The sequence below is a fragment of the Streptomyces sp. Ag109_G2-15 genome (assembly GCF_900215565.1).
GTDB classification, from domain to species: Bacteria; Actinomycetota; Actinomycetes; order Streptomycetales; family Streptomycetaceae; genus Streptomyces; species Streptomyces diastatochromogenes.
Genome location: NZ_OCNI01000001.1, coordinates 6,600,044 through 6,617,993 on the forward strand (window position 1 = coordinate 6,600,044; position 17,950 = coordinate 6,617,993).

Annotated in this window: 10 protein-coding genes; 5 read left to right on the forward strand and 5 right to left on the reverse strand. The window is 74.7% G+C overall.

From position 1 onward, the window contains the following. Positions 1–102 precede the first annotated feature (102 nt). The 5 genes from CRP49_RS29745 to CRP49_RS29765 are packed head-to-tail and all read right to left on the reverse strand — an operon-like array spanning position 103 to position 12,487. Positions 103–1,845: an SWIM zinc finger family protein gene (locus CRP49_RS29745; RefSeq protein WP_257033524.1), complete on the reverse strand. Its 1,743-nt coding sequence runs from the start codon at positions 1,843–1,845 to the stop codon at positions 103–105. After that, positions 1,842–5,426, reverse strand: a complete 3,585-nt coding sequence (locus tag CRP49_RS29750; RefSeq protein WP_373560401.1) for a DUF5682 family protein — start codon at positions 5,424–5,426, stop codon at positions 1,842–1,844. The genes CRP49_RS29745 and CRP49_RS29750 overlap by 4 nt, the downstream gene beginning before the upstream one ends. After that, positions 5,423–6,592, reverse strand: coding sequence for an AAA family ATPase (locus CRP49_RS29755; RefSeq protein WP_097256118.1), 1,170 nt, complete (start codon positions 6,590–6,592; stop codon positions 5,423–5,425). The genes CRP49_RS29750 and CRP49_RS29755 overlap by 4 nt, the downstream gene beginning before the upstream one ends. Before the next feature lie 49 nt (positions 6,593–6,641). Then, complete coding sequence (locus tag CRP49_RS29760; RefSeq protein ID WP_097256119.1) at positions 6,642–11,636, reverse strand: hypothetical protein; 4,995 nt, start codon at positions 11,634–11,636, stop codon at positions 6,642–6,644. Further along, positions 11,633–12,487 carry a DUF4132 domain-containing protein gene (locus CRP49_RS29765; RefSeq protein WP_097256120.1) on the reverse strand — a complete coding sequence of 285 codons (855 nt, stop codon included), beginning with the start codon at positions 12,485–12,487 and terminating at the stop codon, positions 11,633–11,635. The genes CRP49_RS29760 and CRP49_RS29765 overlap by 4 nt, the downstream gene beginning before the upstream one ends. 586 nt (positions 12,488–13,073) lie before the next feature. Here CRP49_RS29765 and CRP49_RS29770 point away from each other — a divergent pair. Genes CRP49_RS29770 through CRP49_RS29790 form a run of 5 tightly spaced genes read left to right on the forward strand, consistent with a single transcriptional unit; the run spans position 13,074 to position 17,938 of the window. Then, complete coding sequence (locus CRP49_RS29770) at positions 13,074–14,933, forward strand: phage tail sheath subtilisin-like domain-containing protein (RefSeq protein WP_097256121.1); 1,860 nt, start codon at positions 13,074–13,076, stop codon at positions 14,931–14,933. A gap of 34 nt (positions 14,934–14,967) precedes the next feature. After that, on the forward strand, positions 14,968–15,492 hold the full coding sequence (locus CRP49_RS29775; RefSeq protein ID WP_004003113.1) for a phage tail protein: 525 nt from the start codon (positions 14,968–14,970) through the stop codon (positions 15,490–15,492). 33 nt (positions 15,493–15,525) lie between these two features. After that, the gene (locus CRP49_RS29780; protein ID WP_097256122.1) at positions 15,526–16,254 is read left to right on the forward strand and encodes a hypothetical protein; all 729 of its coding nucleotides are present in this window, start codon (positions 15,526–15,528) and stop codon (positions 16,252–16,254) included. Next, positions 16,247–16,990, forward strand: a complete 744-nt coding sequence (locus CRP49_RS29785; RefSeq protein WP_097256123.1) for a hypothetical protein — start codon at positions 16,247–16,249, stop codon at positions 16,988–16,990. The genes CRP49_RS29780 and CRP49_RS29785 overlap by 8 nt, the downstream gene beginning before the upstream one ends. Positions 16,991–17,050: 60 nt before the next feature. Beyond that, entirely contained in the window at positions 17,051–17,938 is an 888-nt protein-coding gene (locus tag CRP49_RS29790) for a DUF4255 domain-containing protein (RefSeq protein WP_097256124.1), read from the forward strand. The last annotated feature ends 12 nt before the right edge of the window (positions 17,939–17,950 follow it).

Genomic DNA, 17,950 nt, shown 5'->3' on the forward strand with positions numbered 1-17,950 from the left:
CCGGCGGCAGCGAACTGCTCGGACGCCCGCCGGGTGGGCCGCCGGTGCGGGGGAACGGCGGTCCACCCGGCGCGGCCGCCACCCCCTCGCCGTACGCCTGCCTCAGGCACCCCAGGCCGCCGCGCACAGCGCGCGGTCGACCTCGTCGGTGTAGCGGGCCGCGGCCAGCCAGGCCCGGGCGAACCGGTCGGTGTCCGCCGGGAGCAGCCGGCCGAAGACATCGCGGGAGCGCTCCGCCGCGGCCGCGTGGAGTTCGTCCACGAGGTCTCCCGCCGTCGCCAGACCGTGGCGGCTCAGCCGCCGGACGTCGGCCGCCGTGTTCCCGGGGAAGGACAGCACGAGCCGGCCGCCCGAGGCCGCCTGGTGCACGCGCCGGCGCAGCAGGTGCACGGGTGCCTCGTCGGGCGTGGGCGTGGCGGCCGGGGGCGCCGGGGAGGCGGGCAGGTCGGCGTGGAGCAGCCGGTCCAGGCCGGCGTCGACGCGGGTGCCGGGGAGGGTGGGATGCTCGGTCGCCAGCAGCTGGGCCCTGGGGTGCGGGGCCGGGACGAGCCGGGCCACGACCCGGAGCCGGCTGCCCCGGGCGGCGGCCAGCAGGCGGAGGTTGTCGCGGTGGGGGAGCGCCGGGTGGTCGTGCGCCGCGGTCAGCCGCAGCGGGACGCCCCCGCAGTCGGCGAGCAGGCAGTCGCCCGCCGCCTCCCGGACCGTGCCCGTGAGGGTGACCTCCAGGAAGAGCAGGTCGTGGCCACCGCTCAGGGCACGGGACACCTGGTCGGCGACCGGCACCGCCCAGAGCCGGTCCAGGGGCTCCTCGCGCCAGTCGGCACCGGACGCGCGCACCGCCCGTACCCCCGCGCCCGCGCCGAGCCGACCCGTCGGAGAGACCGTCGCCCCCGACACCGCGAGCCCTGCCCGGGACAGTTCCCGGTGCGTCAGCGCCGTGTCACCGACGCGTACGGCCCGGTCGGCCGCGCCCGTCGCCCGCCCGGCGCCGCCCGGTGCCACGTCCGACACCTGGAACAGGCGGCCCTCGGCGTCGGCGGTCCAGGTGACGGCGCCCGCGTACCCGCTCGCCGTGAGCACCGGCTCGGAGAAGAGGCCGTACAGCCGCAGCGAGCCGTCCGGGCGGTACGGCTGCCGGACCGTGCCGCGCAGCTCGGTCAGTTCCGGGCCCTCGGCGTGCGGGATGCGGTGGGCCGCCGACAGGGCGTCGCGGAGCGCGGTGACGAGGTCGGCCAGGCGGTAGGCAGGGTCGGCGGAGCGGGCGGCGCGCAGCGCGGTGACCACGGAGACGGCCGTGGCGGCGGCCCTGGGGAGACCCGCGAGGCGTGCCGTGTGCGCGGCGCGCAGCAGCTCCGCCTGGAGCACCGCCCCGGAACCGTCCGTACCCGCTTCGAGTACGGCGGTCGCGGCGGCGTGGACGGCACGGGCGGCGGCGCACTGCTGAGGTGTGGCCCGCTCGGGCTCCGTCGTGTTCACCGCTTCCTGTGAACCGGTCTCCACCGCACCGGAGTCGGCTGCCGCGATCGGTTCCGCAATGGGTGCCGCCGAGGCCGCCGCGGCGCGGTGGAGGCAGTCCGGGGCCAGCAGGCAGCCGCAGCGGATGGCCTCGGCGCTGGTCACCGTGCCGCCGGGGGCGTGGAGTTCGACGTCGGTACTGTCGTCGACGGCGATCCGCACGGTGTCGCCGTCGCGGACGGCCGGGCGGTCCGCCAGTTTGGCTGTGCCCGCGTCGAGCCGCTTGCGCAGCCGGGGCGATAGCGCCGCGACGAGTTCGGCGGTCACCGACGGGGCGACCGGAGGCAGAGCCGCGCTCACACGCTGCTCGCTCTCGAGATCCTGGCTCATGCGATCTTCTCCCCTACCCAGCGGGCGAGTTCGAGCGGACTGAGGGCGGCCACCGGCATCCCCGCCGCGACCAGTTGGCTCGCGACCCCGGTCGAGTACCGGGGACGCCCGGCGTCGTCCAGGCTCGCGCACCCGAGGACATGGCAGCCGGAGCCGACCAGGGCGCGGACCTCGGCGAGCAGCCCGCCGAGGGGGTAGCCCTCCTCGAAGTCGCTGACGACCACGACGAGGGTCCGTGAGGGCACGGTCACCAGTTCGCGAGCGTGCCGCAGCCCGGCCGCGATGTGGGTGCCGCCGCCCACGCTGACCTCCAGCAGCAGCGACAGCGGGTCCTCGACATGGTCGGTCAGGTCGATGACCTCGGTGGAGAAGGCCAGGAAGTGCGTGGACAGGGTGGGCACGCCGGCCAGCACGGAGGCCGTGAGCGCCGCCCAGATCGTGGACGCCTCCATGGACCCCGACACGTCGGTGACGAGGACCAGCCGCCAGTCGGCGGCCTTGCGGGCCCGGGTGCGGAAGACGGGACGCTCGGGGATCACCTGGACCGTGCCGTCCGGAGTACGGCGCGCGGTCGCCAGGTTGGCCCGCAGCGTGCGCGGCAGGTCGAGTCCACCGCCCGGACGGCGGCTGGGGCGCGGCAGTGCGGTGCCGTGCAGCGCCGGGCGCAGCCGCGTGGCCAACTGCCGGGTCAGCGCGTCGACCAGGCGCCGGACGAGCGGACGCAGCGCGGCCAGCCGGGCCTCCGGCAGCCCGCCCGCGTGCCGGAGCACCGAGCGGAGCAGATCGACCGAGGGGCGTACGGAGTCGGGGTCGAGTTCCGCGAACACGTCCGGCCGGCCCGTCGCGGCGGCGGCCGCCAGCACCTCCTCCCGGATGCCCGGCCCGAAGAGCGCCGCCAGCTCCTCGGACCACTCCCGCACCCCCGGATACGACGCCTCCCGGCCGCCGCCGCGCCCCGCACCGGTGAGGTCGCCCCGGCTGCCCTCCCCGCGTCCGCTGCCGTACAGCTCGTCCAGTGCGGTCGCCAATGGGCGGGCGGAGCTGGGCAGTCGGTCCGTACGGCGGCCCAGCAGGAGGCGCCAGCGGTCGGTCGGCGCGAGCCGGTGGTCAGCCGATGCGAGCCGATGGCCTGCGCCGGAGGCGGTGTCGGCCGCTCCGTCGGCTGCGGCCTGGCTGGAGGTCGGGTCGGCCGGTCCGCCGGCCGCCGCCCGCACGGCCTCCGGCTGCCGGGGCGGCGGAAGCAGCCCCCAGGTGCCGAGGGCCTCTCGGGCCGCGAGGTCGGCGCGGGTCCAGGCGGCCAGCGCGACGGGGTCGACGGCGCCCGTGTCGGCCAGGTGGCGCTCGTCCAGGCGCTCCTCGACGGCGGACAGGAGCCGGTCGCGGGCGGCAGGACTGAGCGTGTCGAAACCGCCCCGCAGCGCGGGCAGCCGGTCCAGGAAGTCCCGGTCGGACAGCTCCGAGACCCGGCCCAGCAGCGGTTCCAGCGCGGGCGCCGCGGACTCCAGCAACTGGCCCGCGGCGGTCAGGAGTCCCGTGAGCCGCGCGGTCAGCGCGGACCGGGTCTCGAGGTCGCGGGCGCCGTCCACCCAGGACGCCACCCGGTCACCGAAGCCGCGCGGCTCCTCGTGCCCGAGCAGCACGCGAACGGCACCCGCGGCGCCGCGCATCAGCGGGGTACCGTCGGCGGCCAGCCGGGCCAGCGCGTCGGTGAGCCGGATGCCGCCCAACAGGTCGGCCCGGTGGGCGAGTTCCAGCAGGGCGTGGGCGTCGGCGGGGTCCTCGGAGCCGGTGAGGCCGTCGACCTGGCGCACGGCGGCGGCGGTGAGCAACTCGGCCACGGCCGCGGCTCGTGCCGTACGGTCCCCGTCGGCCGGCAGTCCGGCGATATGACCGGTGCGCACCCGGTCCAACAGGGCAAGACCCGCGAGGAGTTCGGGCAGAGTGCCGGAGTTCGGCAGCACCTCGGCCGTGTCGTCGAGCCGTTCGTCCGCCAGGTCCGGCAGTCCGCACTCCGCCGCCTGCTCCAGGCCGCGCAGGGCCTGCGCCGCGGTGGGCCCGCCCTCGTCCTGTTCCGTGCGCCGCCGTTCCCGGAGCAGACCCTCGGCGGCCTGGGCCGGAGTGACGCCACGGACGCCCGCCGCGGTGAGCATGGCCGCCGTCGCGGGCGTCCAGCGCACCTCCCAGCGGGACGTCAGCGCCTCGGTGCCGCCCGCGCCGGTGACCTCCTTGGGCTCGGCGTACGGCACCGCGCACACCGTCAGGCGGCGCAGCAGGAGTTCGCGGCCGCGGTCCAGGTCGGAGCGGAGCGGGTCGAGGCGCAGATCGCGGGCGGAGCCGGGGCCGGAGTCCGCCGGACCGGGCAGTCCCAGCGCGGCCAGCTCCGCCTCGACCGCCGGAGCGAGCCCGCTGTGCGGCGCGTCCGGCGCCGGACGCCCGGCGCGCGTGCCGACGAGCACCTTCTCCATCGCCCGGGCGACGGCCCGCCCTCTCCCGTAGGGCTCGCCCTGTGCGAGCACCGTCTGCACGGCCTCCACCAACTCGACCCGGCCCGCGGCGGGCAGCCCTCGCAGCCGGGCCAGATCACCGGCGAGCCGCACGATCTCCCGGGCGTCGGCGGGCCCGGAGGGATGGCCGAGCGCCCGCAGTTCGGCACACACCCGCACGGCCGCCCCGGTCAGCACGTCCTCCAGCGCGGCCGGATCACCGGCGGCCTCGAGCACCCTGTGCTGCCACTCGGGGTCGCGGATACCGGCGGGATAGCCGGAGCGCTCGTCGAGGAGGGCGTAGGTGTAGGGGATGAGGGAGGTGGTCCAGGTTGGGGTGGCTCTGTCGGCCACGGGCGAGGGCGTGTTCTCGGCCGGTGCCAGCAGCGCCGGCGCGTGGAACGCACCCACCACCACGGCGGCACGCTCCCCGTTCGCGGTGGCCCCGGCAAGACACGACCGCATCCACCGCTCCCGCCGAAGATCCAGCTCCGGCACCCCACCCGAGCCGGCCGCGTCCTCGCGCAGCGCCCACCCCGTGAGCAGCGCGGCCCGTCGCAGGGCCTCCGGTGAGGAACCCGGGGCGGTGGCCTCGACCAGCCGGTCCCAGAGATCGTCACCGGGGCGGCCGGTGAGACGGGAGCGGAGGGCGCCGGCCAGCCCGGCGACGGAACCCTCCGCTGCCGGGTTTCCAGGGCCGTCAGTCTCCGCGCGGCCCTCCCCACCCCACGCCCGGTCGGCGAGCGGCAGGTCGCAGGCGACGACCGGTACGCCGTGCCGTGCCGCCCACCGCACCGCCACCAGTTCCGGTGAGAAGTCGGCGAAGGGGTAGAAGGCCGGACCCCCGCCCCCGTCGCCGGGCGCGGCGGCGAGGGCGACCGGTGCGCGGGTCTCCTCATGGGCGAGCCATGGCAGCCAGTCCTGCAGTTCGGCGGGGAGTTCGACGAGCAGGACGTCCGGCTTCGCCGCGTCCAGCAGCGCCGGTACGGCCGATGCCAGGGACGGCGCGTGGTGCCGTACACCGATGAGGTACGGCGCCGCCGGGTCGGTGAGGGCCAGGACTGCGGCCTCGGGCGAAGGATGGGGCACGGCCGTCAGCCCTCCAGGACCGTGCGCAGGTCCCACAGGGTCCGCCAGGTGGCGGAGCCCTGCTCGGCACGGCGCCGGACGGGACCGTCCCAGTAGCCGCGCAGCCGGGCCGCGTCGGCCGGGTCGTCCTTGCGCACGACACCGAGGAGATGGCCCGGGAGCAGGTCGAGCACGTCGCGGTCACCGGGGAAGTACGCCGCGGCCAGGCCCAGCGCGCCGGCGACGGACACGGCCTCCGCGGTGCTCATCACGGTGGAGGGCCGCTCCACCTCCCAGCCCTCCGCCGACCGCCCCTCCCGCAGGTCCCGGAACGCGGTGACCAGCGCCTCCAGTACGGCGTCGTCGACCTGGAAGGGCGCCCCGGCCCGCTCCACCGACGCCCTGGCCTGGCTGCGCACCAGCGCGGTCTCGGCGTCGAGGTCCCCGATGGGGCCCACGGTCTCGAAGTTGAAGCGGCGCTTGAGCGCGGCGGACATCTCCGAGACGCCCTTGTCCCGCAGGTTGGCGGTGGCGATGAGGTTGAACCCGGGCGCCGCGTGCGCCAACGCGTCCTCGCTGCCCGCCAGTTCGGGTACGGCGATGCGCCGCTCCGACAGCAGCGACACCAGGGAGTCCTGCACTTCGGGCAGACAGCGGGTGACCTCCTCGACCCGGGCGATCGCACCCCGGGACATCGCGGTGAGCACCGGCGACGGCACCAGCGCCTGCCGGCTGGGCCCCTGCGCGAGCAACAGGGCGTAGTTCCAGCCGTACTTGAGCTGGTCCTCGGTCGTCCCCGCCGTGCCCTGCACCACCAGGCCGCTGGTCCCGCACACGGCTGCCGACAGCAGCTCGGACAGCATGGACTTGGCGGTGCCGGGCTCGCCGACGAGCAGCAGGCCCCGCTCACCGGCGAGCGTGACGACACACCGCTCCACCAGCGCCCGGTCGCCGACGAACTTGCCCTCCACCACCAGGCGCCGCGGCACCCCGTCCGGCACCTCGGCGTCCTCGGGCAGGCGCAGTGCCTGTCCGCCGCTGCCCATGACGAAGGTGACGACGGCCCGGGGGGTGAGCCGCCAGGCGGGCGGGCGCGGACCGGCGTCGTACGCGGCGAGGAAGGCCAGTTCGGTGGCGTACCGGTCCTCGGGCGGGACGATCTGACGGGTCGCGTCGGGAACGAGGACGGTGGTCATCGGCAGGTGCCCTTCGGGGTGGTACGAGTGGTGGTCGGTGAGGAGAGGATCATCGGCGCCGCCCCCTGCGCGTCGCCCGCGTGGTCAGCTCCTCGTACGCCGGGGCGTCCCCGGCGCGGACCCGGTCCCAGGCGCGGGCGAACAGCTCCGGCACCGGCAGCAGGGGCAGGGCCCGCCGGTGGTCGAGGACCGGGTACAGGCCCTCCTTCCAGATCTCCACCGGCAGCGCGGGCGCCTTCAGCTCGCGCCAGCCGCAGGGCAGGAACAGGCTCCGCCCGGCCCGCTGCCGCTTGGCCTCCACGACCAGGTCCGTCGCGGCCAGCTCCGCACGGGCCTTCTTCATACGGGCGGGCTTCCAGCCGGTCCAGCGGGCGCAGTTGCGGTCCGTGGGGTCGGGCAGCGCCAGCAGCAGGAGGTAGAGCGTGGCCGCGTCCTCGCCCAGACCGTGCGCAGCGGCGACCTCGGCGACGAGCGCGGGCGCGCTGACGGCCGGGTCCTGGGCGTACCCCGAGGGGCCTTCGGTGCCGACGCCGGCCTCGACCGCCCGGGTCAGCTCATCGCCGAGGAGCGTGCGCAGCGTCCGCAGTCCGTTCCCACGCGCGTCGCCGAGCAGGCCTTCCAGCAGCCCGAACACGGCGTCGTCGGGGCCGCTGAGCGCGGCCGGGCGGATCAGGACCGTCTCCGTGTCCTGGTACCAGGGGCGCAGCACGATCGCCTCGCCGACCCGCGTGCTGCCGTGCGCGTCCGCGCCCCCGGTCGCCGGGAGGCCGTAGGCCTTGCGCAGTTCGACGGCGGTCGAGCCGCCCTTCTCCGTCCACTCGACGTCGAGGTCGAGCAGCAGCTCCGGATCGGCCATCCGGCGGCGCAGGGCGGCGAGCCCCTCGGGCAGGGACGCGCGCAGCGGGTGGCCGTACGGCAGGACGTAGGCCAGCGCGGCCAGGGCGTTCACGGCGGCCGTCAGATCGTTCCGGCCGGGGATCGCGCTCGGGTCCGCCCAGACGAGGTTGCCGTCCTTGTCGGGCCGCTGGACCGTGGTGCGGGCCAGCCACGGGGTGCGGGACGGGTTGAGCACCTCCTCGGCGTATCCGGCGCCCGTGCCGGCCAGGTCGGCGGCGAGTTCCTCCGGCACGCGGACGAGCGAGCCGAGGCGCTCGGCCCAGACCCGGCCGGCGGCCTCCGTGTCCGGTCCGGTGGACCACAGGTCGGCGGGGTCCGAGGGCAGCAGGGCGCCCAGGAGGGCCGTCCGCTCCTCGGACTTCAGGGCGTTCACCCTGGCGTGGCCGAACTGGCTCTGCTTGGGCTTGAGCCCGAGCAGGGCAAGTGCCTCCGCACTCGGCGACTGCGGCAGACCGGCCAGCAGCACGGTGGCCTGGAGCGGCCCCAGCCCGCCGCCGGTCGCCGCCACCAGCGCCTCGGTGGCCTCGGGCCGCCAGGGGGCGGCGCCCTTGTCCCGGATCAGGCGGGCGACGGTGGCGAGGTCCTCGGCGGAGATCGTCGGGGCATGCCGGACCTCGCTCTCCAGCGTGAAGTGGCCGATCGCGCCGAACGCGCCGGACGGATCGTGGTCCATAGCCAGCCAGTTGACGCGGTCCCGCTCGCTGTCGATGCTCTGGCAGCCGAGGATCACGACGGTACGGCCGTCGCGGCGCAGCACCTGGCCGGTGCGCTCCTGCTTCTCGTGCGGCTCGGTCAGTACGACCCCGCGAAGGACCCCCTCGGCCGCGGCGAGCGGTCCTTCGGCGACCGCCTCGAACAGCAGGAGCAGCGACTCCCGTTGGGCGTCGGACAGTGCGGGCGAGGTGGCCCGTACGGTGAGCGCCCGCAGGACGCCCAGCACGGGCGGCCACACCATGCCGATCCCGGGGATGGTGCGCTCGTCGCTGCGCCAGCCGTCGCCGAGGGCGTCGAGCCGCTCCAGGCCGCGCAGTTGCCTGCCCTCGGCGGGCTTGCCGGACAGCACGTGGTTCACCGCCCGGACCTGGCGCAGCGCGCTCCGCCGCTCCTGGTACCACCAGCCGTGCAGGCCGACGACACCGGACAGGGCGTCGTGCAGGGTGCGGTCGTCGCCGTTCGGGGGGTTGTAGTCGGCGAACATCTCCTCGCTGCCGCTGCGTGCCTTGTGCGTCCGCTCCTCGGGAGGAGTCGCGAGCACGGTGGCCGACTCGGCGACGCGCAGGGTCGCGCGCACCAGGGCGGTGACACCGATGAGCAGCCGTCCGTCGGTGACGTCCGGCAGGGCGAGGGCCACGGCACCGAGGGCGACCTCGTCCGCGGGCGGTACGGCGGCCTTGGCGGCCTCGTCCGTGCCGGCGCGGGCCAGCGCTTCCTGCCGTCCGAGCAGCGCCTTCGCCGTGATGTCCAGCACCTCGCCCGCCTGCGCGTCGGTCAGGGCGCGCAGCGCTGCCGAGGCCTGCTCGTCGCGGGGGCGCAGGGCGTGCCAGAAGGAGACCGGGGGCACGAGCCGGGTGCCGGCGGCGAACTCGCTGCCGCGCTCGCCGGTGGGTATCCGGCCCAGCTCGCCGTCCGGGGAGGTGTCGGCGGCCGCGAACAGACCGATGTGCTGGTACATCTGCGCGACGACCGGTTCGGCGCCGCCGGGCAGCCGCAGTGCGCCGAGCGGGGCCGCGCTCGACCGACCGGGGAAGCCGGCCGGCATCGACACGGTGCGCCCGTCCGGCGTACCGGCGACCTTGTGGGCCTCGGTTCCGTCGCCCTCCGTGCGCACCCAGCGACCGAGGACCGTGCCGTCGGTGCCGAACGGGCTGTTCTCCAGCCCCGGTTGCAGCGGCAGCACCTCGCAGAAGTCGTGCAGCAGTGAGGCGTCCTCGCGGACACCCGAGCGCAGCAGTGCGGGCAGGGACGCGCGGCCGTGTGCGCCGGTGGCCGGGTCGTACTCCAGCCACACCGTCTCCCGGCCCTGCCTGCCCTGGCGCCAGTACGTGGTTCCGTCGCCGATCACGGTACGGGTGGGCGGCAGCACGGTGTCACCGGGGTGCAGTGTGCGGCCGCCGGTGGCGCGGCCACCGCCGGGCAACGGGATCGAGGGCGTGCCGACGTTGTTGCCGGACCAGTAGGAGGGCAGTTGCTCGCCGCCGAGTTCGAACACCTCGGCGGGGCGGGCCGACCAGTAGCCGTACTGCTTGCTGCCCTGGCGCCACATCGCCAGCAACTCCCCGTCCACGTACCGGAACTGGGGGCGCTGCCAGCGCTCCAGCTCCTGGGGCAGGCGCAGCTCGTGGTCGAGGACGATCTTCTCCGGGCCCACGACGATCACCCTGTGCCGGCGGACCAGGATCAGCGCCGGCCAGGCCTCCTGGACCGTCAGGGTGTTGTCCTCGCCCTTCCTGGTCTCGCCGTCGAGCAGCGTCAGCGCCTCCTCCAGGGCCGGCCAGCCCAGCTCGTCCAGGATGCCGGCGCGCAGGGTGCGGCCCAGCAGCGCGGCGACTTCGTGCTCGGCGATACGGGTGACGGCGTCCGGGTTGGCCTCGGCGGCGACCGTCCGGAAGGGCCGAAGCCGGTCGAGTGCGGCACGCGCACCCGGCAGGCCCACCGCACGGGTGAAGTCGTCGGCGGCCTCGCCGAGCCACTCCCGCAGCACGCCGGCCAGGACCGGGTGGGCGGCGACGGCCTTCAGCAGGTCGGAGTCCAGCCGGCCCGAGCTGTCCGTGCCGAGGGCCGTGTGCAGCAGGCGTCGGAAGCGCGGGTCGGCGCCCACGGCCACCAGGTCCCGGCGACCGCTCCGGGTGTCCTTCAGCCAGTCGGAGAGCGGCAGATACACGTTCACGTCAGGGCCGGGCACCGAGAGCGGGATGCCCTCGGCCGCGCACAGGTCCAGCAGGTCGAGGTCGGCACCCGCGTGCCAGCGGCCGGTGAACAGGTCCACGGGCCGCCCGGCGGCGCGCAGCCGCGCGGCCATCCGCTCGACGAGCGCCAGCGTGGCCGGCGAGCGGCGGGAGAAGGATCCGCCGTGCTTGCGGAAGGCGGCCCAGCGGCTCAGCCAGTCCGCGGGATCGACGTCGTGCTCCTCGGCCGCCGCCTCCTCGGTCAGCAGTCGCTCGGCCCCGCACTCGGCGAGCAGCGTCAGCCAGAACTCGTCGTCCTCGACCTCCCGGCCGAGCCCGGCCGGCATGATCTCCAGCAGCCGCGCCCGCACCTCCGGCCGTTCTTCGGTGAGGACCGCGAGGGTCGAGCGGTAGGAGTTCCAGAAGGACGCGGGCGCCCGGACAGCGGCGGGCGAGGCGATCAGGTCGGCGACCAGGGCGCACTCCTCGGTGACCCGGTTCAGACCGGCCGCCTTGATCAGCCCCCGCGCGTCCTGCGGCAGCGAGGCGTACGGCGGCATGCCGGCCGCGCAGCGCTCGACCGTCAGCTGCCGGAACTGCGCCCACGCGGCGGACGGGTCGAGGCGCCGGGCGAGGTCCTTCACATGCTCCTTGAGGGCCTTGACGGTCAGCGCTCCGGCGAAGGCGAACTCCAGGAACACCGCCCGCTGCCGCTCCTCGTCCACGGTGAGCGCGTGCACCCGCTCGGCCTCACGCGCCTTGCCGAAGAAGGCGGCCGCGTACGTGGTGTTCTCGTGCTGCAGGAAGACCCGCGCTGCCTGCTCGTAGAAGGTCGGCAGGAAGTGCGGCACGGCCCGGCCGAGCCGTTCGCCGAGCGCCTCGAAGCCCTCCTTGGCGTTGCCCGGACGGGACTTGGCCTGCCGGGCGAGCCGCTCGACGTCCTTGACCAGCGCGAGCGCGTGGTGCCCGTTCGCCGGGTCGTTCACCAGGGCCCAGGCCGGGAAGCCCAGCGTCTGCTTGCGTACCTGCCCGACCTCGGGCGTCTCCGGCTCGCGGGCCAGGCCCAGGAACTCCAGCGCCAGGTCCTCGGCCTCGCCCAGGGTGCCCGGCACCAGGCGGACCACCTGCCGGTCGTCCAGGGCGGGGTGCGTGTAGGTGCGGACGGTGAGGCCGTCGGCGTCCTCGCGCGCGGTGCTGCCCGGGGGCAGTACGGCGCCGGCGTCCAGCAGCGCGGCCGTGGTGGTCTCGTCGTACGTGTTCATGCCGCCTGCTCCTCGTCCTGGATGTCCCGCCCGGCGTACAGCGCGGCCGCCATGCGCATGCCCTCCGACCAGGCGACCGGCCCCACCTGACCGAGCTTCAGCACGCGCCCGGCGGGGTCGGCCCACACCAGCGACCCGGTCTCGGTCTCCTCCCAGCCGTCGTAGTCGCCGACCCAGACGCGGGCCTCGATGCCGCGGCCGTCCTCCAGGACGGAGCACACGGCGTGTCCGCCGCGCACCCGGTAGCCGAGCTGGCCGGCCCTGCCGTGCAGGAAGCGCAGTTCCTTGTACGAGCCGCCCGCGTACTCCTCCACCTGGGTGCCCTCGGCGTCCAGGCCGGCCGGGCGGTGCCAGACCTCGCGGAAGAGCTGCTGGGCGCGCTGCTCGACGCCCAGCTCGACGGCGAACTCCCGCAGTTCCTCCAGGTCGTCCAGGAGGACCGGGTGCGGGATGCGGACGAGGTCGGGGGAGACCCGGACGGTGTCGCCGTCCAGGTCGACGAGGCCCAGGCCGCGCTCGGGGTCGGCGTCCCGCAGGAAGCCGGCGACCTGTCCGTCGTCGCCGGTGACGACGAGGTCGCGCAGGGCGGCCTGCCAGGCGGGGTCCGGCCACACCCGGGCGACGACGGCGAGCGGCACCGGCAGCGAGCGGACCATCCACCGCTCCACATCGGCCAGGCACTGCCGCTCGTGCCGCTCCAGCCACTCGGCGAGCTGCCTGAGACCCATGACCGCCGGATCGTCACCGAGCTTGGCGGGCACGGACTTCAGCCGTCGCCCGGCCGCGTTGCGGCACACCACCTTCCCGCCGTCGAGGGCGACCTCGTAGTCGCCCGCAGCAACCCACCCCATACATGCCTCCCCGCATGCGCAGTGATCAAGTGCGGGGAACTCTAGGGGCAGCCACTGACAACGCCGTCCGGCGCCCGGCAGACACGCACCCCGACGGAACCAGCCACCGTGGATTGTGTACGAGTCGAGGAGGACCCGGGGACCCCGGTTCCGTGCGCCACCTGCTCGGTGTGCCGTCTCCCCGGTGGTTACGGCCGCCCCGGGCAGGTTTCGCTCGCCGACCCGACACCCCCTGTGGGGAAGCTGTGCACCACCTGTCGGGGGCGCGCGGGCACGATGTGTGAAGCCCGCGAGTTGACCTTCACGAAACCTTTTCTTTGCGTGGCCGGAAGGCGCCTTGTTGGGTCAACTCGCGACGCAACAAGGTGGGTTGAGCACTTGAGCATCAGGAGTCGCAAGCGCACTGCTTGACCCGGACACCGACCGTCCGGGCGTCGACGGGGGAACTGATGCGGTGTGCGCTCGGCCGCCGTCGTCCAGTTGCGCGGTGTCGTGTGCCACCGATCCGGAACATGTCCCTCCGCTGTCACCCTCTTGGTGCCTTCGTCCGGTGCCCGAAAGACCAGGGACAGGAGGGGGAAAGCCGATGAGCGCGGTGAGCGCCGCCAAGCCGACGTATCCCGGCGTCTACGTCGAAGAGCTTCCCAGCAGCACCCGCACCATCTCGACCCTGACCACGTCGGTGACCGCTTTCGTGGGTCACACCCGGCGGGGTCCGCTCAACGAGCCGGTACGCGTCACCAGCTTCGCGGAGTTCGAGCGCCGCTTCGGCGGCCTGAGCGCGCGCAGCGCGGTCGGCTACGCGGTCCACCAGTTCTTCGGCAACGGCGGCACCGTCGCCGTCGTCGTCCGCGTCACCAAGGCCGGCAGTGGCAAGGCCGCCTGCGTCACCCTCAAGTCCACCGAGGGCCACAGCGACAGCCCGGTCCTGGAGGTGCACGCCAAGGAGCCCGGCGTCTGGGGCAACGGCCTGCGCGTCGCCGTCGACCAGGACACGCCCTGCCCCGACGAAACCTTCAACCTGCGGGTCTACGACGCCCGGGGCGAGGCCCGCGAGAGCTTCACCGGCCTGTCCATGGACCCGTCCAGCGGCCGCTACGCACAGACCGTGATCAACGCCGGCTCCCGGCTGATCCGCGTCGAGGTGCTCGGCGAGGGCCGCCCGGACCCGTCCGGCACCGTCTCCAAGCCGTTCGGTCACGAGCTGCCCGACCTGGCCGTCGGCCTCACCGTCAAGATCGGCGACGTGGAGCGCGAGTTCACGCTCTACGACCCGGACTGCGACGGTGAAGCCCCCTCCAGCGTGGCCGAGCTGGCGCTGCTGCTCGAACGCAAGCTGCGCGCGTTGCCCGACGCCCCGGGCAGGCACGCCTTCGCGGGCGCCGAGGTGACCGCCTTCGGCCGCCGCGTCCAGGTGGTCGCCGGCTCCGCCGACCCCGAGGACGTCGTCCGCTTCCTCGGTGAGTGCGCCAACGACCTCGGCCTGGAGGCCTCCGTCAACCCGCCGGTCTTCCCGCTGGCGGGCGGCGAGGACGGCGAGGCACCCGGACCGCGCGACCTCATCGGCTCCGAGGCCGACAAGACCGGCATCCAGGCGCTGCGCGGCGTGGCCGACGTCAACCTGCTCGTCCTGCCCGAGCTGGCGGCGTACGAGAAGACCGAGGACGCGATCACGGTCGTCTCGGCGGCCCAGCGCCTGTGCCAGGAGCGGCGGATCTTCCTGCTCGTCGACGCGCCCGGCACCTGGGTCAGCGTGGACAGCGCGCGGGCCGGCGTCGCCGCCTTCGACGCCGTACGCGGTAACCACGCGGCCCTGTACTTCCCGCACCTCCAGCTCACCGACCCGCTCACCGGGCGGCTGCGCTCCTTCCCGCCCTCCGGCGCGATCGCGGGCGTCATCGCGCGCACCGACTCCGAGCGCGGCGTCTGGAAGGCACCGGCCGGCACCGAGGCACGGCTCGCGGGCGTCCACTCGCTCACCGTCAACCTCACCGACCGCGAGACCGGACTGCTCAACCCGCTCGGCGTCAACTGCCTGCGCAGCTTCCCGCTGACCGGCCCGACGGTCTGGGGCGCCCGCACCCTGGAGGGCGCCGACGCGCTCGACAGCGAGTGGAAGTACGTGCCCGTACGGCGGCTCGCCCTGCACGTCGAGGAGAGCCTCCAGCGCGGCCTGCAGTGGGTGGTGTTCGAGCCCAACGACGAGAACCTGTGGCAGCAGATCCGGCTCGCCGCCTCCTCGTACCTGCACACGCTCTTTAGGCAGGGCGCCTTCAAGGGCGGCACCCCGCGCGAGGCCTACTTCGTCAAGTGCGACAGCGACACCACCACCGACGAGGACATCGCGAACGGCATCGTGAACGTCCTGGTCGGCATCGCACCGGTGCGCCCGGCGGAGTTCGTGATCGTCAAAATCCAGCAGACGTCCGGGCAGTTCGAGCTGTAGGCCCACGGAAATCTTGGAGAGCTGAAGGAATCCGATGGCAGAGTTCACCGTCAACGCCCATCGTTTCGACCCCTACAAGAACTTCAAGTTCCTGGTCCTGTGGGACGGTCGTACGGTCGCCGGCATCAGCAAGATCAGCCCGCTGAAGCGCACCACCGAGGTCGTCAAGCACCGCCACGGCGGCGACCCGTCCTCCCCGCGCAAGTCGCCGGGCCGCTCCGAGTTCGAGGGCATCACCCTGGAGCGGGGGGTCACCCACGACCCCGAGTTCGACCGCTGGGCCAACAAGGTCTGGCAGGTCGGCGCGGGCCTCGGCTCCGAGGTGTCCCTCGCCGACTTCCGCAAGGACATCGTCATCCAGGTCCTCAACGAGGCCGGTCAGGTCGCCGTCTCGCACAAGCTCTACCGGACCTGGCCCAGCGAGTACCAGGTCCTCGGCGAACTGGACGCCAACGCCAACGCGGTGGCCATCCAGTCGCTGAAGCTCGAGTGCGAGGGCTGGGAGCGGGACTACGAGGTGCCCGAGCCCGAGGAGCCCTCCTTCCTCAACCCGGCCTGACGTGAAGTGAGGTGAGAAAGCCGGGGGGAACACATGGCGATCACCGGGGCGGCCGGGCTGCTGGCCACCTGGGAGGCGGGGCTCGCCGAGACGGCCACCGGACGCGCTCTGCTGCTGCACCGCACGGCGCGCCCGGACCTCGACGCCGCGGCGCTGCCGACGCTGCCGGTCGGTGTGCGCGAGTCCGATCTGTTCGCCCTGCGCCGCGCCCTGTTCGGGGAGCGGATGCAGGTGCGGCTGGAGTGCCGGGCGTGCGGCGCGGACATGGAGTTCGAGCTGGACGCCGGGGAGGTCGCCCGGTCCCTCGGCGGCCCCGAGGACACGGTCGTACGGCTGACGGAGGGCGGCTGGGACATCACGTTCCGGCTGCCCGCCGCCGCCGACCTGACGACCGCGGCCCGCACCGCGGACCCACGTGCCGCGCTGCTCGCCCGCTGCCTGGTCTCGGCGGTGCTCGACGGAACGCCCAGGACCGCCGACGCCCTTCCGGCGCCGGTGCAGCGGCGGATCGCCGAGGCCGTCGAGGCCGCCGACCCGGGCGCCGACGTCACGCTCGGCATCGGCTGCCCCGAGTGCGGTGCGGCCACCCGGGCCGAACTCGACATCGCCTCCTACCTGTGGACCGAACTCGACGCCTGGGCCAGGGACCTGCTCCTCGACGTCCATCTGCTCGCCACCGCCTACGGCTGGAGCGAGCCGGAGATCCTGGCGCTCAGCCCGCTGCGGCGCCGCTACTACCTGGAGCTGTGTGCGGATGTCTGACTCCTCCTCCCGGGCGCCCGAGGCGGAGCCCGACTTCCTCGACCGGCTGATCGCCCGGCACACCGCCCCGGCGCCGGACACCGTCCGGGTACGGCCGCGGCTGCCCGGGCCGTTCGAACGCGTCGAGGCGGTACGGGCCCGCACCCCGGACCCGGACGCCACGGACTCCGTGCTGTGGCCCACCGCCACGCCCTCACCCGTACCGGACCGGGACGCGCCACGGCCCGCCGCCGAGACCCGGCTCCACACGGAACGGGAGCGGACCGTCGTACACACGGAACGGGCGCCCGCCGAACCGGCACCGCGCCCCGCACCGACCGCCCTGCCCGAAGCACCGCTGCTGCGCCCCGCCGCGCCCCTGGCGCCCGGGCCGCTCGCGGTGCCCCGGACCGGTCCGCGCACCTCCGGGCGGGGAGGCCCGGAACAGGACGCGAACCGCGCCGCGGCGCCCGTGCCCATCCCCCCGGGTACGGGCGCCGCTCCCCCCACCGCCGTCTCCGCGGCACCGCGGCCCAGCGCAGCGGACACGACGGCGGCCCGCGAGGCCGTACGGCAGGCCGCCGCACGCCGGCCGGGGAAGGCGCCCGAACAGGTGGTGCAGGTGCAGATCGGCCGGCTGGAGGTGACGGCCGGGCCGTCGCCGTCGGGGAACGGGCCACGGCAGCCGGCACGGTCGGCGGAGCGGCCCGGGGCGGCCCTCAGCCTGGCGGACTACCTGGCACGGGGGCGCGAGTGAGCCGCACCGCAATGGAAGCGGCGGGAGAGGCAACACGAGAGGAACCGGGGAACTGACGCCATGAGCAACGCACTCGCCCTCGCCCATGTCAGCCAGGCCCTGGCCCTGCTGATCGAGTCCCACCTGCAGCCGGAGATCGACATGGCCGTCAAGGTGGAGCCGCGCAAGCCGCCCACCGAGCCACCGACGGACCCCACCATCTCCGTCTTCCTCTACCAGGTCACCCCCAACACCTCGCAGCGCAACAACGACCTGCCCACCCGCGCGCCCGACGGCAAACTGGTGCGCCGCGCCGCCGCCGCACTCGACCTGCAGTACCTCATCACCGCGTACGGCGACGAGACCGAACTGGTCGGGCAGCGGCTCATCGGTTCGGTGGTGCGCACCCTGCACGAGATACCCGTCCTGCCCAAGGACGTCATCGAACTCGCCGGTGAGAAGCCTTACTTGGCGGACAGCAACCTCGCGGAGGCGGTCCAGCGGGTGCGGTTCACGCCGACGGTCATGGACGTCGACGAGACGTCGAAGCTGTGGGGGATGCTCTACCAGACCCCGTACGCGTTGTCGGTGGTCTACCAGGCGTCCCTCGTCCTCATCGACGGCCGCGAGACCCCGGTACCGGCGAAGCCGGTCGAACGGCCCGAGGTACGGGTGCTGCCGTTCGGGGCACCGGGAGCGCCGGTCCCTCCGGGGGCTGAGCCACGATCTGATGAACCGTCAGTGAACGGCTCCGACGGGGAAGCCGAGGCACCCGACGAGCCCGCCCCGAAGAAGACCACCAAAGCCGTCGCCAAGACCGCGGCCAAGGCACCCGCCCGTACGCGGAAAGCGGCGCAGCCGGCGCGGACCGCGAAGCGGACGCCGAGGGGTGCACGGCCCGCCGAGGAGACGGACTCCGGCTCCGGAAGGCGGACGGCGGACGGCGACGACGGCGGCGCGGAGAACTGAGACGACGTGGGA